Below are 23,829 nucleotides of genomic sequence, written 5' to 3'. Positions count from 1 at the left end.
AGGCGGCCTGCCCCGGCCCTGCTGAGCGGGCCGCTACCCCAGCGTCAGGTCCCGCAGCGCGGACATCAGCGGCGACCAATGGGCCTTGGGGTGGCTGATGAGGAGCCAGCTGCGGCGCGTGCGCAGCTCGGGGATAGGCAGGGACTGCAGGCGCTCGGGATTGCTGCGCAGCACATGGCTGGGCACGTAGCACAGCAGGTCGGTCTGGCCCACGATGTCGATGGTGGCCTCGGTGTTGTGCTGGATCTCCAGGGCCACGGTGGGCGCGCCCAGGCCCTGGGCCGCGAAGGCCTCGTCCACCACCTTGCGCACGGCGGCGCCCGGTGCCGGCAAGGCCCAGGAGTAGCCCTGCAAATGCCCGAACCTCAGGCCCTGCTCCAGCGCCAGCTGGAACAGCGGGTGGCGCGGCCGTGCGGCGGCCCATAGCTCATCCTCGCCGATGACCACCTGGGCGCAGCGCGTGGCATGGCCCGGGTAGGACGGCACCACGGCCAGGTCCAGGCTGCCGTCGAGCAGGGCGCGCTCCAGGTCGTCGGACTTGCCCACGGTCAGCCGCACGCGCAGGCCGGGGCGGCGGCGCAGCAGCTCGGCCACGGCGCGGGTGGCGCGGCTTTCCGAGGTGGCCTGCGTGAAGCCCAGGCGGATCAGGCCCACATGCTGGGCCTGGATGTCGCTGGCGGCGCGCATCGTCTCCTCATGCCGCAGCACCAGTTGACGCGCGGGCTCCATGAACATCTGGCCGCTGCTGGTCAGCGCCACGCCATGCGTTCCCCGCGTGAACAGGGCCGCTCCCACCCCCTGCTCCACGCGGCGCACGATCTTGGAGACGGCCGGCTGGGTCAGTTGCAGGGCAGCGGCCGCACGCCCGAAATGGCCATGCTCGGCCACGGCCAGAAAGCAGGCCAGCTCGTTATAGGCAAATCCCGTCATGCCATTCCTTGTCAACGAAGAAAAACGAGAAAGCTTGCTACCTTGCCGAGCAAAGCCATTCCAGATGTGCATCGATTTTCGCTGGTTTGGTTATCACCAAGACAGGGCTTGTGGCTAGAGTTTTGGCATGGAAACTATTTGAGCCACATCATGAACCCACCAAACATCGTGCTCATCGTCGCGGACAACCTGGGCTGGGGCGAGCTGGGCTGCTACGGCGGCGGTGCGCTGCGCGGCGCGCCCACTCCGCGCATCGACCAGCTGGCCTGCGAGGGACTGCTGCTGCAGAACTTCAATGTGGAAAGCGACTGCGTGCCCACGCGCTCGGCCCTGATGACGGGGCGCCACCCCATCCGCACGGGTGCCCTGCAATCGGTGCCGGCCGGGCTGCCACAGGGCCTGACGCGCGGCGAGACCACGCTGGCCCAGCTGCTGTCGGCCCAGGGATATGCCACGGCGCATTTCGGCAAATGGCATCTGGGGGACATTCCGGGCCGTTATCCCTCGGACCGGGGTTTCGATGAGTGGTACGGCGTTCCCCGCACCACGGACGAAAGCCAGTTCACCGCGACCACGGGCTACGACCCCCTGGTGGCCCCCCTGCCCCACATCATGGAAGGCCGCGCGGGCGCGCCCTCGGACGATGTCAAGGTCTATGACCTGGAATCGCGGCGCAACATCGATGCCGAGCTGGTGGAGCGCTCGCTGGACTTCATGCGCCGCAACCACGCCCGGGACCGCCGCTTCTTTCTGTACCTGCCCCTGGTGCACCTGCACTTTCCCACGCTGCCGCATGCGGATTTCGCGGGCCGCACCGGCCAGGGCGACTTTGCCGACTCCATGGTGGAGATGGACCACCGCGTGGGCCAGATCTCGGACGAGATCGACCGGCTCGGCCTGCGCGAGGACACCCTGTTCATCTTCTGCAGCGACAACGGCCCCGAGTTCCGCCAGCCCTACCGCGGCACGGCCGGCCCCTGGCGCGGCACCTACCACACGGCCATGGAGGGCAGCCTGCGCGTGCCCTTCATCGCACGCTGGCCGGGCCGCATCCAGGCCGGGCGCACCAGCAATGAAATCATGCACGTGACCGACATCTTCTCCACCCTGGCGGCGGTGGCGGGCGCCGCCGTGCCGCAGGACCGGCCCATCGACGGTCTGGACCAGACGGCCTTCCTGCTGGGCGAGCCCCGGTCCGCGCGCGAGGGCTTTCTCTTCTACATCAAGGACCAGCTGCGGGCCGCGAAGTGGCGCGACTGGAAGCTGCATTTCTACTGGGAGCCCGAGGTCAACGAGAGCAAGGGCAAGCTGGAGTCACCCTACCTGTTCAACATCGTGCGCGATCCCAAGGAGGAGCATGACGTGCTGATCTTCAACACCTGGGTGCTCAACCCCATGCTGACCATGGTCCAGCGCTTCAACGAAAGCTGCAAGGCACACCCCAACACCGCGCCCGGCGCCCCCGACCAATGACCTGCGCACCCCTACCCGCCCCGCAGGCCAGCGGCCGCCTGCCGACCACCCGCCGCCATGCACTGCGCCCCCTGGCCGCCGCAGCCCTGCTGGCCCTTGCACTGCCCACGGCCCGCGCGGCCGAGCCGGCGGCGCACGCGCCGCAGGGCAAGCCCATCACCTGGATCGTGGGCTTTGCGCCCGGCGGCAGCCTGGACGTGCTGACCCGCCATGTGGCCCGGCAACTGGAGGCCAGGGCCGGTGTCAGCGTGGTGGTGGAGAACCGGCCGGGCGCCTCGGGCGCGATCAGCCTGCAGGTGGCGGCCAAGGCACCTGCCGATGGCCTGACCCTGGTCTCCGTGCCCGGACCGCAGCTGTCCGGCCCACGCCAGCCCGAGGTGGGCCGCGAGCTGACCGCCGTGGCCGTGATGGCCCGGGGCGCCATGGTGCTGGTGGGCCCTGCCCCGGGTGCGGCCGGCAGCCTGGGCGAACTGGTAGCCGCCATGAAAGCCAAACCGGGCCAGTGGAGCTACGCCAGTTCGGGCACGGGCACCTCCCAGCATCTGGCAGGCGAACTGCTCAACGCCCTGGCGGCCACCAGCATGGTGCATGTGCCGTACAAGGGCGGCGGGCAGGCCGTGACCGATGTGGTGGGCGGGCAGATCCCCCTGGCCATGCTGGGCGTGACGCCCGTGCTGCCGCACATCCAGTCGGGCCGGCTGAAGGCCTATGCCGTGACCAGCGCCACGCGCATAGACAGCCTGCCTGATGTACCGACCATGCGCGAGGCCGGCGTACCCGGCTACGAGGCCACCCAGTGGTATGCCGTGGCCGTGCCCTCCGGCACGCCCCCCGAGCGGCTGGCCCAGCTCAACCAATGGATCAACCAGGCCATACAGTCGCCCGAGCTGCGCCCCACGCTGCAGGCCGCAGGGGCCGTGGCCACGCCCATGTCCCTGCCCGAGATCCAGCGCTTCATGTCCCAGGACAACGCCAAGTGGAAGAAGCTGGCTGCAGACCGGCGCCTGGCGCTGGACTGACCCCACAGCGCCGGGCCACGCCAGGCCGGGCCACGCCGGGCAGGGCCGGGCCGCCAGCCCCTTTCAATGCGCCGAGAACCCCAGCAGGTATTCGTAGCTGAGGCTGGTGGTGCGCGCATCGCCGGAGACAGGCAGCCGCACGATGGCCAGCAGCTGGTTCATGCCGGCACGCGGTGTGACGGTCACCAGGCCGTCGGCATCGGTTGCCAGTGGCGGGCCGCTTTCTCCCAGCGACACGCGCACGCCGGCCCGGGGCTGGCCGTTCAGCAGCACCTGGAATTGCTGGGGCTCGCCCGCGTGGGGCGAGCGGCGGGTCTTGGCGATGATCTCCAGGGTCTGGCCCAGCTTCTCGCGGGTGACCGGGCCCCATTCGAGGATGGTCTTGTGGAACTTGAGCGCATGCACGCCGCTGGTGGCGCCGGGGTTCTCGGTCATGGGCTTTTCAAGCATCGGCCCCTCGCCCACGCGGCTGAAAAATCCGTTGTCGAAATGCGCGGCCAGCAGCGCGGCCTTGCGGGCCGGCGTGGCGCGGGCGCCGCCGGGCACGGGCTGCACGGCCACGTCGATGCGGCGGCCGCGCGCGTCATAGGCCTCAACGCTCTTGAGCTTGCCGGCCGCAAAGTTCTCCAGCTGGCCCTCATGGCCGCCGAACTGCACGGTGTAGGCGCCGTCGGCGTCGGGCTCCAGCCAGACGTTGTGGGCCTGGGCCAGCGGTGCGCAGGCCAGCAGCGCAGCGAACGCTGCGGCGGCGAAGGGATGGCGGGCTGTCATGTACGTGTTTCTCATTTGGGGTTTCCTCAAAACTGCGTCTGCACGCCGACCTTGAGCGTGCGCGGCGCGCCGGGCGCGAACAGCGGCACGCCGCGGATGACCGAGGCCGACGTGGCATAGGCCTTGTCCCCCAGGTTGGAGACCACGGCGTAGATGCGGCTGCGCGCCGAAGGCAGGCGCCAGCTCAGGCCCAGGTCCCAGGTGGCGTAGCCGCCATAGAAGACGCTGTTGTCGGCGGTGACGGCATAGCGGCCTACGCGGCGCCAGGTGAGCGTGCCCTCCCACTGCGCCAGCGGGCGCCAGGCCAGGCCCACGGTGGCGGTCTGCCGGGGCACGCCGGCCACCTGGTTGCCGACCAGGGCCGGGTTGCCGTTCTCGGTCACGCGCGAATGGGCGCTGCCCCAGGCCACTTGCAGGTCCAGGTTCTTGCGCACGGCCCACAGCGCGCTGGCCTCCACGCCCGTGCGGCGCGTTGCGCCGAAGTTCTCATAGACGCCGGGCGCCACGTTGCGGATCTCGCCCGAGGACTGCAGCCTATAGGCGGCCACATCCAGCGCCAGGCCCGGCATGGGCTTGATCTGCGCGCCCACTTCAGTCTGGCGGAAGATGTTGGGATCGAGCTGCGCGGCGCCCAGCGCGTACTTGGCGAAATCGCTGGCCAGCGCAAATCCTTCGGACCAGCTGGCGCGCAGCAGCACACCCGGCGCCACCTGCGAGCGCAGGCCCAGCTTGGGGCTGGCATGCGAGGTGCGCGCCAGCGGGCCGCAGGGGTCGCTGCCCGCCTCAGGGCCGTTGGGACGGCAGCCGCCCGTAAAGCGATCCCAGCGCAGGCCGGCGGACAGCTGCAGCAGTCGGTGAACGGGCGCATCCACCTCGGCAAAGGCCGAGAGGGTGTTGAGCCTGGAATTGCGGTCATCCAGGGCAGCGCCCGTGCGCTCGCGCCACTGCAGGCCATCGTAGAACTGGTAGTCGGTGGACTCACGCACGGCCTCCAGACCCGCCACCCAGTTGATCGGGGTCAGCGCCGTGGCATGGCGGCCATTGAGGCTGGTGCCTGCGCCGTAGACGGCGCGGTCATAGCTTTCCTCGCGCTGGCGCCACTGCAGTGCGTCGATGGGCCGGCTGAACCAACGCGTGAAGCTTTGCTGCGTGGTGTAGGCATAGCCCAGCCAGGTCAGCCGTGGCGAGAGCGCGTACTGCACATCGGCGCGCAGCGTGGCGAAGTTCTTGCGCGTGCCATCGTTCATGGCGCGCGGATCGATGCCATGCGGATCGCGTGCGAACTGCCCCGCCGTCAGGTACGAAGGCGAGTCGCCCTCGCCGTGGTGCAGCCGTGCCGACAGCGCCACTTCCAGCTGCGACGAGAGCCGCTTGCTCCAGCGCAGGGATGCCGTGCTGCGCTGCATTTGCGACTGCGCGCGGAAACCGTCCGTGCGGTAGTGCTGGGCCGCCAGGTTCAGGAACTCGCCATCGCCCGGCTTCAGCCCCAGCGCCGCCTGAGCGTCCAGCGTGCCGTGCGAGGCCATGCTCACGTCGGCCTCGCGGTAGGGGGTGTAGTCGCCCTGCTTGCGCGTCTCTATCGCCATCAGCCCTGCGCGGTTGAAGTTTCCGTACAGCGCCGACACCGGCCCCTTGTAGATGCTGATGCGCTCCATCTCCAGCGGCACGATGACGCCCAGGTCCACATAGCCGTCGGCATGCGACATGGCCTCGTTCAGGGGAATGCCGTCCAGCACCACGCCCACGTCGCCGCCGTGCCCGCCCCCGCCGAAGCCGCGCATGACGATGGCGTCACCCACGCCGGACAGCTGGTAGTTCTGCACATTCATGCCCGGCACCTGGCGCAGCAGCTCCTGCGGATGGCTGACATGGGCGTTGGCGATGTCCTCGGCCTCGATCACGCTGGTGGTGTAGGCGGCCGAGGCGCCGCGCGCGGTCTGGCCCTTGACCTCGACAGGCTGCAGGCTGGCCGTGGCGTCACCCGCCTGCTGTGCACCGACATGGGGAATGCAACCCAGGCCCAGCAGGCCAGCTGCTGCAATCTGGTGCACGGCAAGGCGCCGGGAAGGGGAATTCAGGGGATGTGTCATGCGTTTCCAGGAGTTGTATGAAGAAAAAAGCAAACTTCATACCGACCTGCATGACAGGGGCTGCGCAAGGCGCCCGGCCCCGGGCTGGCTCAATCGTCGTGCGAATGCGGATGGTGGTGCGCGTGATCGTGCCCGCCAGGCTCTGCCCTGCGCACCATCACCACGTTGAGCTGGCCGTGGTGCACGCCGCGCTCGGCCGTGATGGTGTCGGCAAAGCGCCGCACGGCGCTGGCCGGGCCGCGCAGCATGACGGTTTCAATGCATTGCTCGTGGTCCAGGTGCACGTGCGTGGTGGCCATGTGCAGCTCATGGTGGTCGTGCTGCAGACTGGCCAGGCGCTCGGACAGATCGCGCTCGTGGTGGTTGTAGACATAGGACAGGTTGGCCACGCACAGGCCGTCGGCGTCCTCGCGCTCGCGCACCTGGGCCAGGTGGGCACGCAGCACGTCGCGTATGGCTTCGGAGCGGTTGTCGTAGCCGCGCGCGGCGATCCAGCCGTCGAAATCACGGGCCAGGTCGTCGTCGATGGAGATGGTGAAGCGTTCCATGGGCAGCACAAGTGAAGGGAAACAGGAAGATGGCGGCAACAGCGGGGCAGGCGCAAAAGACAGGCATCACGCCGGATCTGCCGGCCATTGTCCGGCCATCCAGGCCCTTGCCCCACTGCCTCACATGCCCCACATGCAACAGCCGCGCCAATCACTGTCGGTACGGACTGGCAATAGCGACAAACCACCACGGTCATGCTTTGTTCACATTCGCGCCATATCCGGTTACGCTGATCGAGGATGCGCGGTGCGCACCGTCGATCGCTGAAAGGGGCGCGGCATGCAGTATTCATTCGATCAGCTTCTGGACATGCTGCTGTCCCTGCTGGAGGCTGCGCCCGCCTGTTCTTCTCGCGACCAGGCCTTCGAACAGCTGCGCACGCTGTGGCTGCAGACCCACACCTATTTCGCGGCGCCCGAGTCCGAGCTGCGCCGTATCGCCGGCCGCCGGCTGGTCGAGCCCCATGGCTGGAAGGACCTGGACAAGGACCCCTGCTACCTGGACCACGATCCCGGCAACGGCAGCGCCCTGCGCATCTACCTGCACCGCGATGGTGGCATGGTGATACAGCGCCTGCAGGGCGACGGCCGGCAGATCCTGTTCTCGCGCCTGGGCATGCAGCTGCAGCCTGCCAGCTGAGCCTGCACCCCGCCAACCCATCCCACGCTCAGGCGTAGGCCAGGATGTCGGCCAGCGGCCTGCGCGCCTTCTGCGGGCGCAGCGTGCCGGCCGCGTGGCCCACGGCCACCAGCATCACGGGCAGTTCGTGGGCCTGCAGGCCAAAGCCCGCTGCCAGCAGTTCCGCATCGAATCCCACCATGGGGCAGCTCGCCAGCCCCAGGCCCTGGGCGGACAGCATCAGCGTCATGGCCGCCAGCGAGGCTGAGCGCACGGCCTCGTCGCGCTGCAGCTGCAGGTTGTCCGCATGCGCGGCATGGGCCTGCGCCACCCAGCCATCGGCCGTGCGCTGGCTCATCACGCCGCTGTCCACGCTGGGCTGCAAGAACTCCGCCAGCCGCGCATGGGCGGCCAGCGTGCCGCAGACGATGAAGACGGCAGAGGCGTCCTCCACCTTCTGCTGCCCATAGGCGGCGGCTTTCAGGCGCGCCTTGGCCTCGGGTGTGCGCACGGCAATGAAGCGCCAGTTCTGCAGGTTGTAGGCCGACGGGGACAGCGAGGCCTGGGCCACCAGCGCGGCCAGCGTCTCATCGGCCAGCGGGCGGCCCGGCTCGAAACGGTCTGCGGAAATGCGCGAAGCGATGGCCTGCCCGATGGGCATGGAGGAAAGTTCGGAAGAAGTCATGTGAAACGCTCGGTGGGAAAAAAGAGGAACCTCGATGCCAGAAACTCAGGCGCCGCGCGAAGCAGACCACTGCACCACCAGCACGCTGGCCAGCACCACCAGCAGGCCCAGGAAGGACATGCCCGTCATGGACTGCGACAGCAGCGCCCAGCCCAGAACCACGGCCGTGAGCGGGCTCAGCAGGCCCAGCGAAGACACGGCCACCGAAGGCAGGCGCCCGATGCCGCGAAACCACAGCACATAGGCCAGCAGCGCGCCGGCCAGGCACAGGTAGGCATAGGCGCCCAGCTGGGTGAGAGACAGCGCGGGCAGCGGCGCATCCACCCACCAGGCCAGCGGCAGCAGCATCAGCCCGCCAAACAGCAGCTGCCAGCCCGTCAGCGCCAGCACCGGCAGATCCACGCGCCAGCGCCGCGTCAGCCAGGTGCCGGCCGCCATGCACACCGCGCCGGCCAGCGCCGCCGCCATGCCCACGGGCTCGAACACCGTCTGCGGCGACAGCAGCAGCACTGCCATGCCCGCAATGCCCGCCACGGCGGCCCACAGCGTCAGCCGCGCGGGGGAGCGCCCATCCACCCCCCAGGCCAGGGCCATCACCAGCAGCGGCTGCACGGCGCCCAGCACGGCCGCCAGCCCGCCCGGCAGGCGGTAGGCCGCCACGAACAGCAGCGCCTGGAACACGCCGATGTTCAGCGCGCCCAGCACCGCCAGCCGCCACCAGCCCGAACCCGCTGGCAGCCGCCGCGTGAACAGCACCAGCAGCAACCCGGCCGGCAGCACGCGGATCAGCGCGGCCGTGAACGGCCGGTCCGGCGGCAGCAGTTCGGAAGTGACGATGTAGGTGGAGCCCCAGATGGCGGGCGCCAGCGCGGTCAGCAGGATGTCGCGCCATGACATGGCAGCGCTGGCTGCAGCAGGAGCCGTGGAGGCACAGGACGATGAGGAGGAGGACATGGGTTTATCTTCAATTCAAGACAAACCCATTATGCACGATTTATCTTAAAATCAAGACAAATGACCCACCCCCCCTCCCAACCCTCCTCCCAACGCCTGCCCGACCATGTCGACACCATCCTGGCCCAATGGCGCCGCGAACGCCCGGACCTGGACCCCAGCCCCATGGGCCCCATAGGCCGCATCAAGCGCTGCGCTGCCCTGCTGGAGCAACGGCTGGAGGAATGCTTTGCACGCTTCGGCATGACCATGTGGGAGTTCGACGTGCTGGCCACGCTGCGCCGCTCGGGCGCGCCCTTCTGCCTCACGCCCACGGCCCTGTTCTCCACGCTCATGGTCACCTCGGGCACCATGACCCACCGCATGAAAAGTCTGGAGACGCGCGGCCTGGTACAGCGCCTGCCCAACCCGCAGGACGCGCGCAGCATGCTGGTGCAGCTCACCGACCAGGGGCTGGAGCTGATAGACCGCGCGGTGGAAGCGCACCTGGACAACGAGCGCGCCATGCTGGCGCCCATGCCTGCCGCCGAACTGGCCGAGCTGGATGAGAGGCTCTCCCTGCTGCTGCGCGTGCTGGAGGGCGGGCCTGACGAGGGCACCCGCCCTGCCCCTTGAAATGGCGTCTATCCAGGTCGTTGGAACTGGCGACGGTCGTGGTGCTCACGCCCTTCGTCATGACCCGGGAACGCTTTTGGCAAAAGAGGTGCTTCCCTTGAAGCACATCGCAGGCACCCAGCCGCTTCTCGATACGCCATGGCAGCAATTGCTTACCCGCATGTCTCAAGACCTGCGCTACAGCCCGCATCCTGGACTCGGATGGGCAGTGCCAGAAAATCCTGATCACACAAGCGCGACCCACAGAAGACCATTGGCTTTCCCACAATCTGCTGCAAAAACCTTGGTGTCGAACTTTTGTAGCCAGATGTAATGATTTCGCCAGAGATTTCCACTAAGATGTCCATTCCAACGGTGAAATGGCGATAACAGATTCTCAAACGACTTTGATACTCCCTCAACGCACCACACCATCTTGATAATGGTTTACTAATCTCCCGCCTTGGATACAAAAGGCTGCCGCAGGCTGAATGCGCGCGATTTTCAATCGTCCAATGTTCAGGCTTTTTCCGGCTGATCCTTTACCGCACAATTTCTACACGAATGGCATGACGCCAGTTTATTCAGTCGGTAAACAGGCCCTTTAGCGAGTTATTCAATCTTTCAAACGGCACTGTGCAAAGCAGTCTCGCCGAGGCTTCGGCGTGGAATGGCCCTATGGCATCGGCACATAGAAAATGGGAGACATACCATGGACATATCGGAAATAGCTTTGGCAAATAGCGAATGCCATCTCGATGCTGAGCATCCAACAGCAGATGAAGTCATCGCGTCTGCACTCACTGCGCGCGAAATCGATGTACTCGAAGCGATGGCCAAAGGCCTTGGTTGCAAGGACATTGCGCACACGCTGGGCATCAGCGAACACACGGTACGCAAGCACCGCAGCAATATGTGTACACGGCTGGGCCTGCGCAATGCCGTAGAACTCGTCACGCATGCCAGGCGGCAAGGCTGGTTGAGCGCTGCCCGCTCACCGCTCCCTCTGTCTCCGCGCGAGCAGGAGGTGTTGGCGCACGTGCTGGCGGGACACACCAGCAAGGAGATCGCACGTTCGCTTTACCTCAGCGACTTGACCGTGCGCAAGCATCGCGAAAACATTCTGCGCAAACTGGGCCTGACAAGCACCGCCCAGTTGCAGACATTCGCGCCAACGGCAACTCGCAATGGCGGCGACACCTGATATCCAGGCCAGCGCGCATCGCCTGTCCGTACCCACCGAATACGACATTGGAAGTATTCCACCCTCCTGGTGCAATTGGGCATGATGAGCACAACGAATATCGGACATTGACTTTCGCGACTTTGGATCAACCGGAGGGTGAGCAATCTCCTTATGGCGGCTTCAGCAGGCACCATTGCATTTAAGGTTTGCGCGGTTGACATGAAATATCGGCGCGAGCCTTGAACGACTGCAGAGGCTCATATCTCTTCGCCTTTTAGTCTCTTCGCCTTTTTGTTTCTTCGTCTCTACGGTCCGCATCCGTCGAGGCATCTTCCCGGCACCCACGTGTCGGATCCTTGCACGCAACTCAAAGGAGTATCCCGCCATGAATCATTCTTCGCGGTCACCCCCTGCGATTTCTCCCAAGCACCACATGCCTTAGGCCCAATACCGGGCAATCATTCTCATTGGCAAAGAAAAGCGTTCATGACTTCAAACCTCATGTCGCTCCCTATCCATTCAATTTCAGGAATTGCACGCCATGTCAGATCAAGCCATGTTCAGCCAGTTGTACAACGCCCTTGTCGATAATCTCGGCACCCCGAATTTCCAGTTGCTTGGCACCCCCAAGGACTTCAGCTGGGGCACGGCTCCGACCGGGCAATGGGACCCGGCCGCCTATCAGATCGTCAGCGGCATGCCGCAGTGGTCCGCGATCGGCCAGTACGGCAGCCTCGATGCGACGCTCTTCGACGCCGTTCGCCAGATCTTTGGTCACGTGACATTCAAGGTCAGCCCCGAGCAGCAGGCCAATCAGGCGGAGCTGGCCAACCTGTGCGTCCAGAAAAGCAATGCGATGGCCAAGGCCAACAGCGACATGAACCAGTTCTACCTGAGTTCAAAGCAGAACGGCGGCTTGATATTCGCAGCCCGCTACCCTGACATCAACACCTGGCTCAACAACGCGCCGGAGGCTGCTGCCTACGTTGCCGCCATCCAGGCGGCCACCAACGCCTACAACCAGGCGGTCAAGATGAAGATGGAACTGGAGTGGGCCAGCATGCCCAGCGATCTGCAGCGCGCCATCGACATGATGCAGATTCCGTCGGGCGACCCTGCCTCAAACAACGCACCGGCAGGCTGGACCAAGGTGCCGGATGGCTCGGGCATCCTGCGCTGGCAGCCGGACTTCCACATCGACACGACGGGCGCGGACTGGCGCGCAGCGCTCAGCAATGGCAGCGCAGGCGCATTCTCGATCGCGATGAAATCTTCGCAATCGAGCAGCGACTTCAAGTCCTCGTTTGCCAAGGGCTCGACCAGCGTTGGCAACTTCTTCTGGAGCGTCAACGCATCGGGCGGCTGGAGCAAGTCCGACCTGTTCAACCAGGACTCGAGCTCGGCAGTGAAGATCAGCTGCGAGTCCTCCACGCGCGTGAAGGTGAATCCGGGCGACTGGTACCCGGGCGGCTTCATGAGCGAACTGGCCAAGGCCCAGCAGGGGCCGGGCGGCCAGGGCTACACCATCGTCGCCCCGTGGGTGGCCAACGGTGGCCCGGGATCGAGCTCCCTGTTCGGCCCGAACGGCATCGTCGCGGCACGGGTGTCCGAGCTGCTGGTCGTCTACAAGCCTTCGTTCGAGATCACGATGAGCGCCAACACCTATCAGCAGAACAAGCAGGCCTTCGAGGCCAGCGCGGGTGTGCGCATCGGGCCCTTCACCTTCGGTGGCACGGGCGGTCACCAGTCCGAGTACACCAAGAGCACCGCACAGGCCAATACCTTCAAGGGAAGCAGCACCTCGGTGAACCCGCAAATCATCGGCGTGATCGTCGACTTCCCGGGCATCCACTGACCTGAAGACCAGCGGGTGGGCGGGACGCCGCGGCCGGTCCTGCCCACCCCGCCCACCCCCGTCAACCGGAGACAGCGTTCATGAACGTGATCCATCAGTTCCTCGGCGGCCTGGCTGATCTGGTGCCTCCGCCCCCAAGGGCCCCAAGCGTATCGAGCGGGCCGAAAACCGGCATGGTGTTCAAGCGCTCGGCATCCATTTCGGCGCCGCTGGTGCGGGGGCAGATGCTGATGCCGGTGACCGCGTGGAACTGGCCGGATCCAGTGACCGGCACCATGGCCGACGCGCAGTTCCTCTTTGCAGATACGGTGCCCCAGTCCGCTGCCAATGGCGCGCTGTACCAAGCGTCGGGGCGCAGCTTTTCGCAGGGATACAAGACCTTTCTGCAGGTACTCGAAGCCTGCAAATTTCCCTATCAGTCGATGCTTGCAGGCGCCATGCAGAAGATGGCAACGCCTCCAGGCGAACCTGCATACTCGCCCACTCCGGTGGGATGGACCAAGGTGTACGAGACCGGCTACCTCCAGTGGAAACCGATCTGGACACTGCCCAAGAGTTCGTCGGAGTGGAGCGCAGCAGTGGCTGTCGGCACGATCGCAAACCCCGGCACCTTGCGCTTGAATCTCAACGACACATCCGGCGCAGGGCCGCAGGCTCCGGCTTCCCTGCAGGCCCTGGACGCTTCCGGCCGCGTCCTTGCGCTACCCGCCGCTTCGCTGGAGACGGTGACGATCACATCTGAATGCTGGGACCAAGTGCCGATCTACCCCGGCAGCTGGTACGACGCCTCGATGGTGGCGCTGGGTCGCGGCCTGGTGCCGGATGCAGGCGTATTCTTCGGGCCTGGCGGCCTGATGGCGTGCCGTGTGTCAACTTTCTACGTCGCGTTGAAACCCCGCTTCGACTTCACTGCCGCAGCGCCGATCCCCGCCTCGCTGCGCCAGACGCTGGATGAGGCTGACACCGTGCAGGCCATGGGTGTGACGGTTCAGCGCGCACGCGGAGACGGACAGCCAAACCAGGCCTTGCGCCTCGTGAACACCGATCCTGCTCCCGTCATCGTGGCCGTGAGCCTTGAAACCTTGGCGTGATCCGTCACGTCCACATCACGTCACTTCACGTCAGACGATTTGCATTGGGCACCCTCAAGGCCGCAAGGCGCAGGCTGCTTGCCATGACGCAGCAAAGTGCATGGTGGCCGCATGCGTGGCGGCCACCGGCCCTATCGCAAACCTTCCGCCTGCAGCGCCTGGCGCACGGCAGGCCGCTCCCGCATCCGCGCGTACCAGGCTGCAAGATGCTCCAGGCCATCGAAGCGAATGCTCGTCTTGTAGACCGACTCCAGCCACGGCGCCTGCCCCCACTGCGTAAGCGCGAACAGATAGGCATCGGCCACGGTGAAGCCATCGCCCATCAGGTAGCGCTTGCCGGCCAGTTGCGCGTTCACCCAGGCATACCGCTGCTCCAGCTTGGGCTTGGCCGTCTCCACGCCGTACTTTCCCGCCGCCACCGCATACAGCAGCGGGATGAAGCCCTTGTGGATTTCCGAGTTCAGAAAGGCCAGCCACTCCAGCAGCCGATAGCGCTCCAGGCTGCCATGGGCCGGCGCCAGAAGCGACGCAGGCCCCAGGTCCGCCAGGTACTGCAGGACGGCAGGCCCTTCCCGCAGCAGGCTGCCGTCGTCCAACTCCAGCAAGGGGACATAGCCGAACGGGCTGAGCGCACGGAAGTCCCTGCCGTCTTCCGTCTGGTGGGTCTTGTGGTCCACCCGGACCAGTTGGAAATCAAGCTCCAGCTCGTTCAGGACAATGTGCGGCGCCAGCGAACAGGCGCCCGGCAGGTAATACAGCTTCATGGAATTTCTCTGGTGATGGAACAAGGGGCCTGCGCGTTCAGGCACAGCCCCTGGCCAATGTCATGCACCAGGGATAAATCTGGAAGAAGGCAATAAAACTGCCCATAGGTTAAAAAAATATACCTGCCGTCTGCCTATGATGAATGTGCTATGAAATCCAACATCTCCGGCTGCTCCGTGGAAGAAGCCATGCGCCTGCTGGGCGGCCGCTGGAGGCTGCTCATCGCCTCCTACCTCATCGATGGCCCCCGCCGCTTCAACGACCTGCGCCGCGACATGCCCGGCATCTCCCAACGCTCCCTCACCCTGGACCTTCGCGCGCTGGAGGAAGCGGGCCTGGTCAAGCGCACCGTCTACCCCACTGCACCGGTCAAGGTGGAGTACGAGCTGACGCCCGATGGGGAGCGGCTCAAGCCCGTGGTGCAAGTGATGAAGGAGTTTGGGCTGTGGGTGAAGGGCAAGGCGCCGGCCTGACGAGAGCTGTGCCGGCTGGTCGTCTCCATCCGCCCCCCTGCCGACAGGCAAGCCCCATCGCCGCATGAACGGTGATTTGAAGAACAACGACCATGACGAACAAGCCTTCCGAGCAGGCATCCCGCGCCGAGTACGCGCGACGGATCAATCGCGTGCTCAACTACATCGATGCCCACCTGGATCAGCCTCTGGATGGCGCACATCTGGCCGACATCGCCAATTTCTCGCGCTTCCACTTTCACAGAATTTTCGCGGCGTGGATGGGAGAAACGCTGGGCAGCTATGCGCAGCGCCGACGGCTCGAGAAAGCGGCATTCCGGCTGTCCTGCGGCAGCAAGGAAACCGTGCTTGAAACCGCCTTGGCCACCGGCTTCCAATCGGGCGAAGCATTTGCGCGTGCCTTCAAGCTCAAGTTTGGCTGCACGCCATCGGCCTGGCGCTCCACCACGCTTGAGCGGCTGAAGACCCAGGCGGCCGCCATCGGGCAGTCGCCAGGCAGCCAGGAGAGCAATCCTGATCAGGTCTTCGGCAATCTCCATCAGGAAGACCCATGCGCGTTCGGCGAACCTCAGGGCTCTTGTCACCTGAAGGAAGAAATCGCCATGGACGTCCGCATCATTGATCTACCCAAAGCACATGTCGCCTATCAACGCTTGATCGGCCCTTATGGGCCAGCCATAGGCCAATTCTGGCGAGGCACCATTGCGCCGTGGATGCATTCCAATGGCCTCAGCGATCAAACGTGCTACGGCATAGGCTATGACGACCCCTCTCTCACACCCGCCAGCAAATGCCGCTATGACGCCTGCGTGGAAGTCCCCGCACATTTTGTCGCCAGCGGCCAGGTGGACACCCAAACCCTGCCAGGCGGCCGTTACGCCGTGGCAAGGTTCAAAGGAAAACCCGAGGGCTTGGCCAACGCCTGGATGCGGCTGACGCGCGAATGGATGCCGTCCAGCGGCATGCAATGTGACGACCGGCCTTGCTTTGAGATGTTTTCTGCGGCCACTGCCATGGATGCCGAGACCGGTGAGTTCTGCTGCGACATCTGCATTCCAGTGCGGGCGCTGTAAAGCGACTCAAGCCGGTTGAGGTTTGACGAATGTGTTGGGTTGGCCGGTTGAATCCACTAACCGCTGCAGGCGTTGGACCTTAGCCGTCAGGGGTAAGCTTTGCAGCGAATGCCGTCCTTGGCCGTCAGTTTTCCAACTAACATCGGCTCTAGGAGAAGCCACGCGTAGCAGATCCGACGCTAACCTCAAAAAAGGGCAGAAGCCCACAACAAGATTCAGGGAGAAAGATTGATTCAACGGCAACTTGATCTGCCTGGGCTATTGGCAGGAACTGAAAACGCAGACGACGACGGAGCACAAGCGCACGTGCATGACCGAGGTGAGCTACACGTGCACATGAACGGCGCAATACCTTTGTCGACCATCCGAGACATCCTGGCCGATGAAGCAACGTCGCTTCCGGATGGATTTGATTTCGAGCGTGATATGGTCCGCCTGACGCCGTGCAATTCGCTGACTGAATATCTCACGCCTTGGCAGGTGCTGCGACTCTTCCCCAAGAAACGCGCAAACCTTGATCGCCTCTCCTACGCTGTTCTTGCGAACCTAGCAGAGCACTCCGTTCGGTTTGTTGAGCTTCGCAGCAGCGTTTTGTACCTGACCGGGCTTCAGAATTGCACGCCTGTGCAAGCATTGGAACATCTCGTCGAATCGACCGGCAACGCGGCTCTGCACTACGGCATCCAGCGGGGCTTGATCCTCACCGTGACGCGAGGCGACTATAGCGCCTCCAATCTCTCCACCCTCTTGCAGGCATATGAGGATCTCGGACGGCCCAAGGATGTCGTGGGACTCGACCTTGCCGGAGATGAAGAGATTCCTTACTCAGCCGAGTTACCCGTGATGTTCAGAGAGGCCAAGGAGCGGTACGGCTTCGGCATTACCATCCATGCTGGAGAGACCGGCCGCGTGGAGAACGTCCGTGCGGCCGTGGAACTGTTCCACGCAGATCGGATCGGCCACGGCACGGCTGCTGGCAAGGATCCGGATCTGCTAGATCTGTTGTCCGCCAAGGAGGTTTGCATCGAGGTTTGTCCGATCAGTAACCGACTCACAGGTGCAGTTCCTCGCGATGAGGCACACCCTCTGCAAGAATTCCGGCGCCACGGCGTGCCGTTCGTGATTTGCTCCGACAACCCCGCGATCCATCAACGCGGCTTGGCCGACGACCAGACTGCAGCCATGGCAGAGGGGCTCTCCATCTGCGACATGCAGCAGCAGTACGAAGTCGCCAAACGCTTTTCATTCATGGAGGGTCTGAATTGAAGATTCGATTTATGTCCGGCAACAAACACAAGGTTGAGGAAGTGCAACGCATCCTTACCCCAGTCGGCGTGGACATCGTGCCGGTATCCAGAAAGATCGAGGAACTGCAGACACAAGACGTCCACGCGCTCGTAAGGGACAAACTGATCAAGGCCTTCCAAGAAATCGGCCGCCCGTTGTTCGTTGAGCACACCGGACTGTACCTTGGGGGACTGAACGACCTCCCCGCAGGCTTGACCCAGATATTTTGGGATCGTCTAGAAGCCAAGCGCTTTGCTAACCTCGTGGCTGGCCTTGGTGATGACAAGGTCACAGCAAAGACTGTGCTCGGGTACTGCGACGGGCGCGAGATGCACCTGTTCGAGGGTGCCATCGAAGGCACTGTTCCTCGCATGCCTGCCGGCCCGGAGGACTTCCAGTGGGACTGCGTCTTCATCCCTGACGGCAGCACGATGACATTTGCCGAGATGGGTACCGACAAAGACAACATCTCAATGCGCCGCAAAGCGTTGGACAAGTTCGCCGCCCACCTGAACGCTACGAAAGTCATGAGATGAAAGCTGAACTTCTTGAAGCGCACCGCAGCGGCAAGCTGATGCTGTTCGCCGGCGCGGGAGTATCCGCGAACCTTGGCTTGCCAAGTTGGGGCCAGTTAATCGCGCAGATCGCGAAGGAACTGGGCTATGACCCGGCAGTGTTTGCCACCTACGGGAACTACCAGACCCTTGCTGAGTTTTACAAAAAGAAGAGAGGCGGACTCGGCGAGTTGCGAAGCTGGATGGATCGGGAGTGGCACAAGCCATCCACAGACATCAAGGCATCTGATATTCACAGATTGATCACTCAGGGAAATTTCTCGCGAATCTACACCACAAACTATGATCGTTGGCTTGAAATCGCCCACGCTGAGTTCGGCGTGAAGTACGACAGGATTGCCAGCGTGGCGGACATGGTCGCCGTCAGGGACGGTCACCGGCAGATCATCAAGTTCCATGGCGACTTTGCCGCCGACGAATCGATCGTTCTCGATGAAACCAGCTACTACCAACGTCTGAACTTCGATACGCCACTGGACATCAAGCTGCGCAACGACGTACTGAGCAATTCCGTCCTCTTCATCGGCTATAGCCTGACGGACTTCAACATCCGACTTCTGTTCTATCGACTGACGGAAATGTGGGGACGTTCACCGCTGGCATCCGTTAGACCCAAGTCCTACGTCTTCACTCATCGCCCAAACCCAGCGGCAGAAGAAGTGCTGAGGCAATGGGGTATTGAGATGATCGTGTCTGACGAGGATGATCCGAAGAAGGCGCTTACGAACTTCCTCCTAAGTCTCATTACCTAACATGGTCGGCAGACACACCATGAGCATGATGGGAAGCCCATAGCCCTGTTGCTGCAGCCTCCTGGTGGACCTGACCTGCTCCCCATAGGGCATACCAGTCGAAGGTTAGTAGAGTCCGTTTTCAGAGGAAGAACGGACATGAAGAAGAGCAGATTCACCGACGAACAGATCATCGGTTTTCTCAAGCAGGCCGAGGGCGGCATGCCGGTCAAGGAACTGGGTCGCCTGGGCGGTTTCAGCGATGCGACCTTCTACAAGTGGCGCGCCAAGTTCGGCGGCATGCACGCCGGCGAGGCCACGCGGCTACGCGAGATCGAGAGCGAAAACGCCAGGCTCAAGAAGCTGCTTGCCGAGGCCACCTGCACATCGAAGCGCTGAAGGTGGGCTTCGGGGTAAAGCACTGACCCCGCAGGCCAGGCGCGAGGCCGCTGCCAGGATGGTTCAGGGACTGTCCATCAGCGAGCGCCGCGCCTGTCGCTATGCGGGGTTGTCCAGAACCAGCTACCGGGAGCCGCCCAGCATGAACCAGTCCACGGCCAGCCTTAAGCACGCGCATCGTCGAGTTGGCGCACGAGCGCCGGCGCTTTGGCTACCGGCGCATCCACGACCTGTTGAGCCTTGAAGGCCACCAGGTGAACCACAAACGCGTGTGGCGCCTGTACAAGCTGGCCAACCTGTCGGTGCGCAAGCGCCGCAAGGTCAAACGCCCCACTGGCGAGCGCCAGCCCCTGGCTGCCAGCCAGCACGTCAATGACACCTGGAGCGCAGACTTCGTGATGGACGCACTGACCAACGGCCGGCGCATCAAGTGCCTGACGGTGGTCGATGACTTCAGCCGCGAGTGTGTGGACATCGCGGTGGACCACGGCATGGGTGGCGAGTACGTCGTGCGCTTGCTGGACCAGGCAGCGCAGTTCCGCGGCTACCCGCTGGCCATCCGCACCGATCAGGGGCCTGAGTTCACCAGTCGGACCTTCATAGCGTGGACAGCGGCACGCGGCGTTCGGCATCTGCTCAACGATGCCGGATGCCCGACCCAGAACGCCTACATCGAAAGCTTCAACGGCAAGTTCAGGGACGAGTGCTTGAACGAGCAATGGTTCGAGACGCTGGCGCAGGCCCGTCAGGAGATAACACGCTGGCGGCGGGACTACAACGAGGTGCGGCCCCACAGTTCACTGGGCGCATCTCGCCGGCCAGCTTCGCTGCCTTGCATCGCCAGCGCGCTGGCGATGCAAGGCAATCACCGGAGATCAAGTAGTCTCCACAACCTTGGACTCGCTAAGTGAACATTGGCACGTCTAAAGGGGGCAGGTCAGCGGCGGTGGCCTACTGCTGACGCACAGGCCTTGAACAACTAAACGTTGCCCTCGCAATTCACTGCAAAGCCACTCATTCAACACGTCCCTGCACCCTCCATCCAGCACACCTACGTAACAGCTTTGGGCACCTCCCGCACGCCCACACCTGCTACGATCCCTCCCGGTGCTCAACACACCTCATAGGCGGAAGTCACTCCCGTAAGTCCAGTGGCTTTTTTCGTCCATACGTTTCGTCTTGCCCCGAGCTCCGGGGCAAGGCTTGCTTATGGCCGGGTGGCGCGCAGCTATACAAGACCCTTCGGGGGAAATCTGCGGGCGGCCCTATGACCGTGTTGAAGCACCCGGCCGCCTCTCTCAACAGGAGGCGAAGTTGGTAGTCCAACGAATCATAGGAGGCCAGTCATGGCTACGCAGACCCCGTCCGTCCGTGGTATTCCTGCAGACGACATCACCCCCCAAACCTTCCATTTCGGCGACATCCCGATCCGCACATTCCCCAGGAACGGCCTGACCTGGTTCCTGGCCAAGGATGTGTGCACCGCCCTGGGAATCTCCCGCCACAAGGTGGCTACGGGCCAGCTCGATGAGGACCAGCGCTGCACCGTCCGCCTTGCCAGCGAACCCGGCCGCAAGCCCAGGCGCGAAGCCGTGGCGGCCGTCAACGCGGACGGCTTGCATGCACTGATCCAGGCCAGCCCCTCACCTGAAGCCAAGCGCTTCCGGCGCTGGGTGCAGCGCGAGGTGCTGGGCGCCAAGGATGCCCCGGCCAAAGACAGCAAACCCAAGTACAAGACCAAGCCCAGGCGCGATGCCAAGCACCCGCCCCAGAGTCTGATCCCGGGGCCTGCGCCCAAGGTCTTGCGCCGCATCCGCACCTGCGATGACCTGTCTTTCACGCGGCGCAATGCGAAGGGGGAGCGCATTCAGTGGTTTGTGCCGCCACGCGTGAACAGCGGGCATGAGCACTACGGGATTGGAGAGATCTGGTTCAGCGAGGTGGTGGAGCTGGCCCGCCACAACCCCAGGCATGCCTATGACGCCATGCGGTTTGCGGGGCCGGAGATGGCGCGCTACTGGAACCATGGACACCCTGACGGCTTCTTTGACCGCATGGCGCGTTGGGCGCTGGGGGCCATTCTTGCCAATGCGCAGGAGCCCGCGCTGCCGTTCGAGCTGCCCTGCCTGGGCTTTGCGCCGCTGGAGGGCATGGACGCCATGCTGGCCACCGCTGTGCCGCCCCGGCCGCTGCCCGACCATGTGCAGGAAGCCATAGACAGGCAGGCCTGGCAGGAGGCGGCCGAGTGCCAGCGGCATTACTACGAGCGCCGCCGCCGTGACCTGATGGCGCGGCACGACTGAGGCGGGCGCGACGCCTAGAAACTGTCCCAGTCGTCATCGGCCTTGGAGGCCATGGCGATGGGCTTGGCGGCAGCCGGTTTTGCCGAGGCAGCCGACGCGGCCGGGGTGGCAGGCTTGGCAACGGCAGGCGGGGCGGCTTGGGGCACAGATGCCTTGGCCGCGCCGGGCGCCAGCGACGGTGCACGGGGCGCCGCCTGTGCCTGGGCATTGCTGCCGCCCTGCAACCGGAAGATGGAGACCACGCGCACCAGTTGATCGGACTGGTGGCGCAGGCCTGCGGCGGCGCCGGCCATTTCCTCGACCAGGGCGGCGTTTTTCTGCGTGGTCTGGTCGATGTGGGTGATGGCCTCGGCCACCTGGGCGACGCCGCTGTTTTGCTCGGCGCTGGCGTGGCTGATGTCCGAGATGAGCTGGGTGACCTTGCGGATTTCCTCCATGGCCTGTTCCATGGTTTCCCCGGCAAACGCGGCCTCCTGGTTGCCGGTGTGGATTTCGGCGACGCTGTGGCTGATGAGCTGCTTGATTTCCTTGGCGGCCTCGGCGCTGCGGCCTGCCAGGGCGCGCACTTCCTCGGCCACCACGGCAAAGCCGCGGCCATGCTCGCCCGCCCGGGCCGCTTCCACGGCGGCGTTGAGGGCGAGGATATTGGTCTGGAAGGCAATGCCGTCGATGACGCCGATGATGTCGGCAATCTTCTTGCTGCTGGCGTCTATGCCCTGCATGGTCTGCACGACCTTGCGCACGGCCTGCCCGCCTTCGGTGACGACGCGCTGGGCCTCGCGCGTGATGCGGTCGGCCGATTGCGCGTGGTCCGCGTTGTGGGCCACGGTGGAGCCTAGTTCCTCCATGGCGGCGGCGGTCTGCTCCAGCGCGCTGGCCTCGCTTTCGGTGCGGGCGGCCAGGTCCTGGTTGCCCTGGGCGATTTCCGCGCTGGCCAGGGCCACGCTGTGGGCCTGTTCGTTCACGCTGCCGACCACGCGGGTCAGGCCCGTGCTGGTGGTGTTCATGGCCTCCAGCAGGTGGCCGATTTCGTCATGGCGGTCGCTGTGCACGCGCAAGGTGAGGTCGCCATCGGCAATGGCGTAGGCCATGTGGCTGGCCTGCTTGAGCGGGCGCACGATCATGCGGCGGATGAGCCAGAACCACGCGGCCGACAGCAGCAGCACGGCGCCCAGGCCCATGAGGGCGAACTGCAGGATCAGGCTGCGGGTCTCGGAGACGAATTCGTCCACGTAGGCGCTGGTGGCGATGACCCAGTTCCAGGGCGCGTAGTGGCTGAAGACGACCAGCTTGTCGCGGGGCTGCTCCTCGCCCGGGTTGGTCCAGGGATAGGCGATGCTGCCCTGCTTGCGGTCCAGCATGTCGCGGATGAAGAAACGGCCGTCGCCGTCCCTGGACTCGCTGATGTTCTTGCCCTCCATGGCGGGATGCACCACCAGCTGGCCGCGCTGGGGCCCGTCTTCGGCGTTGAGCACGAAGTAGTAGCCGGTCTGGCCGACCTTGAGCGCGCGGATGGAGTCCTTGAAGTGCTCCAGCAGTTGCGAGAAGTCCTGGCCCACGAAGGCAATGCCCACGGTGGCGCCCGCCGCGTCCTTGAGCGGGCGGTAGTGCGTCATGTACTGGCGGCCGAACAGGTGGGCCAGGCCCATGTAGCTTTGGCCGGCCTGGATGGCGGCGTAGGCGGGGTGGGCGCGGTCCAGGCGGCTGCCCAGCACGGCCGCGCTCTGGTCGCCTTTCTCATTTTTGAGCGTGGTGGCAATGCGCACGAAGTCGCCCTGCCCCTGGGCCGCGAACACGGTGGCCACGGCGCCGGTGCTGCGCGTGAAGGCCTGCAGCTGCGCATCGTTGCCGTTGAGCGGCTGGCCGTCCAGGCTCAGCACCGGCTCGCTGCCGCCGGTGTCCAGGCTGAGCGTGCCCTGCAGGCTGTGCGCCAGGCTGTCGGCCAGGAACTGGGTGCGCTGGCGCAGCTCCTTGTCGTTGGACTCGATGAAGTTGTACAGCGTCCGTATGCCCTGCTGCATGTCGCTGTTCATCCTGGACTGCAGGGACTTGCTGACATCCCAGGCAATGCCCAGGACCAGCAGGCCCAGGATGGAGGCGACCCAGACGAAATTGGTGATGGACAGTTTGGTGCCCAGCCCTTGGCGGCGCCAGAAACGTTGGCCGATGTGCATTGATGCATCTCCTGTGCGGCGTAGGGCGCCGCTGTTGTGTGCGCACGCGGTATCGGCATGGAATGCCTGCGTGCCAGGCCAGGCTGACCCAAGTCAAGCCGTGGCGATTCATGGGCCGAAGCGTATCGGCGCCGCCGCCTGGGGGATTTGAGATGGGTCAAGGAAGTAACCAAGTGTTGCAAAAGCAGCGGAAACTGTCGGATTGCCGCCGGCGGCGGCATTCATTGCAACGGA

21 protein-coding genes and 1 pseudogene are annotated in these 23,829 nt (G+C 64.6%); 14 read left to right on the top strand and 8 right to left on the bottom strand.

Annotation, left to right across the window (positions count from 1 at the left end; all coding sequences use genetic code 11):
• Nucleotides 1–33: 33 nt before the first annotated feature.
• Entirely contained in the window at nucleotides 34–930 is an 897-nt protein-coding gene (locus tag ACF8O7_RS26640) for a LysR family transcriptional regulator (RefSeq protein ID WP_392444772.1), read from the bottom strand.
• A 150-nt stretch (nucleotides 931–1,080) separates the two neighbouring features.
• On the opposite strand from ACF8O7_RS26640, the gene ACF8O7_RS26635 reads away from it, so the two are divergent.
• Both ACF8O7_RS26635 and ACF8O7_RS26630 read left to right on the top strand, forming a co-directional pair.
• On the top strand, nucleotides 1,081–2,403 hold the full coding sequence (locus ACF8O7_RS26635; protein ID WP_392444769.1) for an arylsulfatase: 1,323 nt from the start codon (nucleotides 1,081–1,083) through the stop codon (nucleotides 2,401–2,403).
• Entirely contained in the window at nucleotides 2,400–3,422 is a 1,023-nt protein-coding gene (locus ACF8O7_RS26630) for a tripartite tricarboxylate transporter substrate binding protein (RefSeq protein ID WP_392444767.1), read from the top strand. Before ACF8O7_RS26635 ends, ACF8O7_RS26630 begins: the two co-directional genes overlap by 4 nt.
• 63 nt (nucleotides 3,423–3,485) lie before the next feature.
• Here ACF8O7_RS26630 and ACF8O7_RS26625 read toward each other — a convergent pair whose 3' ends face one another.
• From ACF8O7_RS26625 to nikR, 3 genes are all read right to left on the bottom strand, one after another.
• A complete protein-coding gene (locus ACF8O7_RS26625; RefSeq protein ID WP_392444765.1) occupies nucleotides 3,486–4,208 on the bottom strand; it encodes a DUF4198 domain-containing protein in 723 nt (240 codons plus the stop codon).
• A gap of 11 nt (nucleotides 4,209–4,219) precedes the next feature.
• Complete coding sequence (locus ACF8O7_RS26620) at nucleotides 4,220–6,283, bottom strand: TonB-dependent receptor (protein ID WP_392444763.1); 2,064 nt, start codon at nucleotides 6,281–6,283, stop codon at nucleotides 4,220–4,222.
• A gap of 89 nt (nucleotides 6,284–6,372) precedes the next feature.
• Nucleotides 6,373–6,831 carry a nickel-responsive transcriptional regulator NikR gene (gene nikR / locus ACF8O7_RS26615; protein ID WP_016448139.1) on the bottom strand — a complete coding sequence of 153 codons (459 nt, stop codon included), beginning with the start codon at nucleotides 6,829–6,831 and terminating at the stop codon, nucleotides 6,373–6,375.
• Between the two features lie 280 nt (nucleotides 6,832–7,111).
• Between nikR and ACF8O7_RS26610 the strand changes: the two genes are divergently transcribed.
• On the top strand, nucleotides 7,112–7,471 hold the full coding sequence (locus tag ACF8O7_RS26610) for a hypothetical protein (RefSeq protein ID WP_016448140.1): 360 nt from the start codon (nucleotides 7,112–7,114) through the stop codon (nucleotides 7,469–7,471).
• Between the two features lie 28 nt (nucleotides 7,472–7,499).
• Here the strand turns inward: ACF8O7_RS26610 and ACF8O7_RS26605 are convergent, their stop codons facing one another.
• Together ACF8O7_RS26605 and ACF8O7_RS26600 are read right to left on the bottom strand one after the other, a co-directional pair.
• Nucleotides 7,500–8,135 (bottom strand): nitroreductase family protein, encoded by a 636-nt coding sequence (locus tag ACF8O7_RS26605; RefSeq protein ID WP_016453668.1) that lies wholly within the window; start codon nucleotides 8,133–8,135, stop codon nucleotides 7,500–7,502.
• A gap of 45 nt (nucleotides 8,136–8,180) precedes the next feature.
• A complete protein-coding gene (locus tag ACF8O7_RS26600; RefSeq protein WP_034367241.1) occupies nucleotides 8,181–9,032 on the bottom strand; it encodes an EamA family transporter in 852 nt (283 codons plus the stop codon).
• A gap of 117 nt (nucleotides 9,033–9,149) precedes the next feature.
• Between ACF8O7_RS26600 and ACF8O7_RS26595 the strand changes: the two genes are divergently transcribed.
• From ACF8O7_RS26595 to ACF8O7_RS26580, 4 genes are all read left to right on the top strand, one after another.
• Nucleotides 9,150–9,704: a MarR family winged helix-turn-helix transcriptional regulator gene (locus ACF8O7_RS26595; protein WP_017407357.1), complete on the top strand. Its 555-nt coding sequence runs from the start codon at nucleotides 9,150–9,152 to the stop codon at nucleotides 9,702–9,704.
• A gap of 691 nt (nucleotides 9,705–10,395) precedes the next feature.
• Nucleotides 10,396–10,887, top strand: a complete 492-nt coding sequence (locus ACF8O7_RS26590; protein ID WP_046988640.1) for a response regulator transcription factor — start codon at nucleotides 10,396–10,398, stop codon at nucleotides 10,885–10,887.
• Nucleotides 10,888–11,410: 523 nt separating this feature from the next.
• Complete coding sequence (locus ACF8O7_RS26585) at nucleotides 11,411–12,724, top strand: hypothetical protein (protein WP_392444758.1); 1,314 nt, start codon at nucleotides 11,411–11,413, stop codon at nucleotides 12,722–12,724.
• 80 nt (nucleotides 12,725–12,804) lie between these two features.
• Nucleotides 12,805–13,815, top strand: coding sequence for a hypothetical protein (locus ACF8O7_RS26580; RefSeq protein ID WP_026062936.1), 1,011 nt, complete (start codon nucleotides 12,805–12,807; stop codon nucleotides 13,813–13,815).
• 131 nt (nucleotides 13,816–13,946) lie between these two features.
• Here ACF8O7_RS26580 and gstA read toward each other — a convergent pair whose 3' ends face one another.
• A complete protein-coding gene (gene gstA, locus ACF8O7_RS26575; protein ID WP_392444755.1) occupies nucleotides 13,947–14,579 on the bottom strand; it encodes a glutathione transferase GstA in 633 nt (210 codons plus the stop codon).
• Nucleotides 14,580–14,729: 150 nt separating this feature from the next.
• On the opposite strand from gstA, the gene ACF8O7_RS26570 reads away from it, so the two are divergent.
• From ACF8O7_RS26570 to ACF8O7_RS26540, 7 genes and pseudogenes are all read left to right on the top strand, one after another.
• On the top strand, nucleotides 14,730–15,053 hold the full coding sequence (locus ACF8O7_RS26570) for a helix-turn-helix domain-containing protein (protein WP_046984657.1): 324 nt from the start codon (nucleotides 14,730–14,732) through the stop codon (nucleotides 15,051–15,053).
• A 92-nt stretch (nucleotides 15,054–15,145) separates the two neighbouring features.
• Complete coding sequence (locus ACF8O7_RS26565; RefSeq protein ID WP_392444753.1) at nucleotides 15,146–16,126, top strand: GyrI-like domain-containing protein; 981 nt, start codon at nucleotides 15,146–15,148, stop codon at nucleotides 16,124–16,126.
• Between the two features lie 330 nt (nucleotides 16,127–16,456).
• Nucleotides 16,457–17,392 carry an adenosine deaminase gene (locus tag ACF8O7_RS26560; RefSeq protein WP_392444750.1) on the top strand — a complete coding sequence of 312 codons (936 nt, stop codon included), beginning with the start codon at nucleotides 16,457–16,459 and terminating at the stop codon, nucleotides 17,390–17,392.
• Between the two features lie 11 nt (nucleotides 17,393–17,403).
• On the top strand, nucleotides 17,404–17,949 hold the full coding sequence (locus ACF8O7_RS26555; RefSeq protein ID WP_310637410.1) for a non-canonical purine NTP pyrophosphatase: 546 nt from the start codon (nucleotides 17,404–17,406) through the stop codon (nucleotides 17,947–17,949).
• Nucleotides 17,946–18,740, top strand: coding sequence for an SIR2 family protein (locus ACF8O7_RS26550; RefSeq protein ID WP_310637409.1), 795 nt, complete (start codon nucleotides 17,946–17,948; stop codon nucleotides 18,738–18,740). Before ACF8O7_RS26555 ends, ACF8O7_RS26550 begins: the two co-directional genes overlap by 4 nt.
• Before the next feature lie 138 nt (nucleotides 18,741–18,878).
• Nucleotides 18,879–20,001: pseudogene (locus tag ACF8O7_RS26545) on the top strand (IS3 family transposase).
• Nucleotides 20,002–20,464: 463 nt separating this feature from the next.
• Nucleotides 20,465–21,421 (top strand): Bro-N domain-containing protein, encoded by a 957-nt coding sequence (locus tag ACF8O7_RS26540; RefSeq protein ID WP_392444748.1) that lies wholly within the window; start codon nucleotides 20,465–20,467, stop codon nucleotides 21,419–21,421.
• Nucleotides 21,422–21,435: 14 nt separating this feature from the next.
• Here the strand turns inward: ACF8O7_RS26540 and ACF8O7_RS26535 are convergent, their stop codons facing one another.
• Nucleotides 21,436–23,595: a methyl-accepting chemotaxis protein gene (locus tag ACF8O7_RS26535; protein WP_392444745.1), complete on the bottom strand. Its 2,160-nt coding sequence runs from the start codon at nucleotides 23,593–23,595 to the stop codon at nucleotides 21,436–21,438.
• Between the last annotated feature and the right edge of the window lie 234 nt (nucleotides 23,596–23,829).

This window comes from Delftia sp. WSY_16 (assembly GCF_043104415.1).
GTDB classification, from domain to species: Bacteria; Pseudomonadota; Gammaproteobacteria; order Burkholderiales; family Burkholderiaceae_C; genus Comamonas; species Comamonas tsuruhatensis.
This window is presented reverse-complemented; position numbering and strand designations above follow the sequence as displayed.

Excerpts from the sequence above, each read along its gene's own strand:
- ACF8O7_RS26630 (WP_392444767.1), top strand. The coding sequence starts at position 2,400 with ATGACCTGCGCACCCCTACCCGCCCCGCAGGCCAGCGGCCGCCTGCCG.
- nikR (WP_016448139.1), bottom strand. The coding sequence starts at position 6,831 with ATGGAACGCTTCACCATCTCCATCGACGACGACCTGGCCCGTGATTTC.
- ACF8O7_RS26625 (WP_392444765.1), bottom strand. The coding sequence starts at position 4,208 with ATGAGAAACACGTACATGACAGCCCGCCATCCCTTCGCCGCCGCAGCG.
- ACF8O7_RS26610 (WP_016448140.1), top strand. The coding sequence starts at position 7,112 with ATGCAGTATTCATTCGATCAGCTTCTGGACATGCTGCTGTCCCTGCTG.
- ACF8O7_RS26555 (WP_310637410.1), top strand. The coding sequence starts at position 17,404 with ATGTCCGGCAACAAACACAAGGTTGAGGAAGTGCAACGCATCCTTACC.
- ACF8O7_RS26550 (WP_310637409.1), top strand. The coding sequence starts at position 17,946 with ATGAAAGCTGAACTTCTTGAAGCGCACCGCAGCGGCAAGCTGATGCTG.
- ACF8O7_RS26540 (WP_392444748.1), top strand. The coding sequence starts at position 20,465 with ATGGCTACGCAGACCCCGTCCGTCCGTGGTATTCCTGCAGACGACATC.
- ACF8O7_RS26595 (WP_017407357.1), top strand. The coding sequence starts at position 9,150 with ATGACCCACCCCCCCTCCCAACCCTCCTCCCAACGCCTGCCCGACCAT.
- ACF8O7_RS26585 (WP_392444758.1), top strand. The coding sequence starts at position 11,411 with ATGTCAGATCAAGCCATGTTCAGCCAGTTGTACAACGCCCTTGTCGAT.
- ACF8O7_RS26565 (WP_392444753.1), top strand. The coding sequence starts at position 15,146 with ATGACGAACAAGCCTTCCGAGCAGGCATCCCGCGCCGAGTACGCGCGA.
- ACF8O7_RS26570 (WP_046984657.1), top strand. The coding sequence starts at position 14,730 with ATGAAATCCAACATCTCCGGCTGCTCCGTGGAAGAAGCCATGCGCCTG.
- ACF8O7_RS26580 (WP_026062936.1), top strand. The coding sequence starts at position 12,805 with ATGAACGTGATCCATCAGTTCCTCGGCGGCCTGGCTGATCTGGTGCCT.
- ACF8O7_RS26620 (WP_392444763.1), bottom strand. The coding sequence starts at position 6,283 with ATGACACATCCCCTGAATTCCCCTTCCCGGCGCCTTGCCGTGCACCAG.
- ACF8O7_RS26605 (WP_016453668.1), bottom strand. The coding sequence starts at position 8,135 with ATGACTTCTTCCGAACTTTCCTCCATGCCCATCGGGCAGGCCATCGCT.
- ACF8O7_RS26590 (WP_046988640.1), top strand. The coding sequence starts at position 10,396 with ATGGACATATCGGAAATAGCTTTGGCAAATAGCGAATGCCATCTCGAT.
- ACF8O7_RS26600 (WP_034367241.1), bottom strand. The coding sequence starts at position 9,032 with ATGTCATGGCGCGACATCCTGCTGACCGCGCTGGCGCCCGCCATCTGG.
- gstA (WP_392444755.1), bottom strand. The coding sequence starts at position 14,579 with ATGAAGCTGTATTACCTGCCGGGCGCCTGTTCGCTGGCGCCGCACATT.
- ACF8O7_RS26640 (WP_392444772.1), bottom strand. The coding sequence starts at position 930 with ATGACGGGATTTGCCTATAACGAGCTGGCCTGCTTTCTGGCCGTGGCC.
- ACF8O7_RS26635 (WP_392444769.1), top strand. The coding sequence starts at position 1,081 with ATGAACCCACCAAACATCGTGCTCATCGTCGCGGACAACCTGGGCTGG.
- ACF8O7_RS26535 (WP_392444745.1), bottom strand. The coding sequence starts at position 23,595 with ATGCACATCGGCCAACGTTTCTGGCGCCGCCAAGGGCTGGGCACCAAA.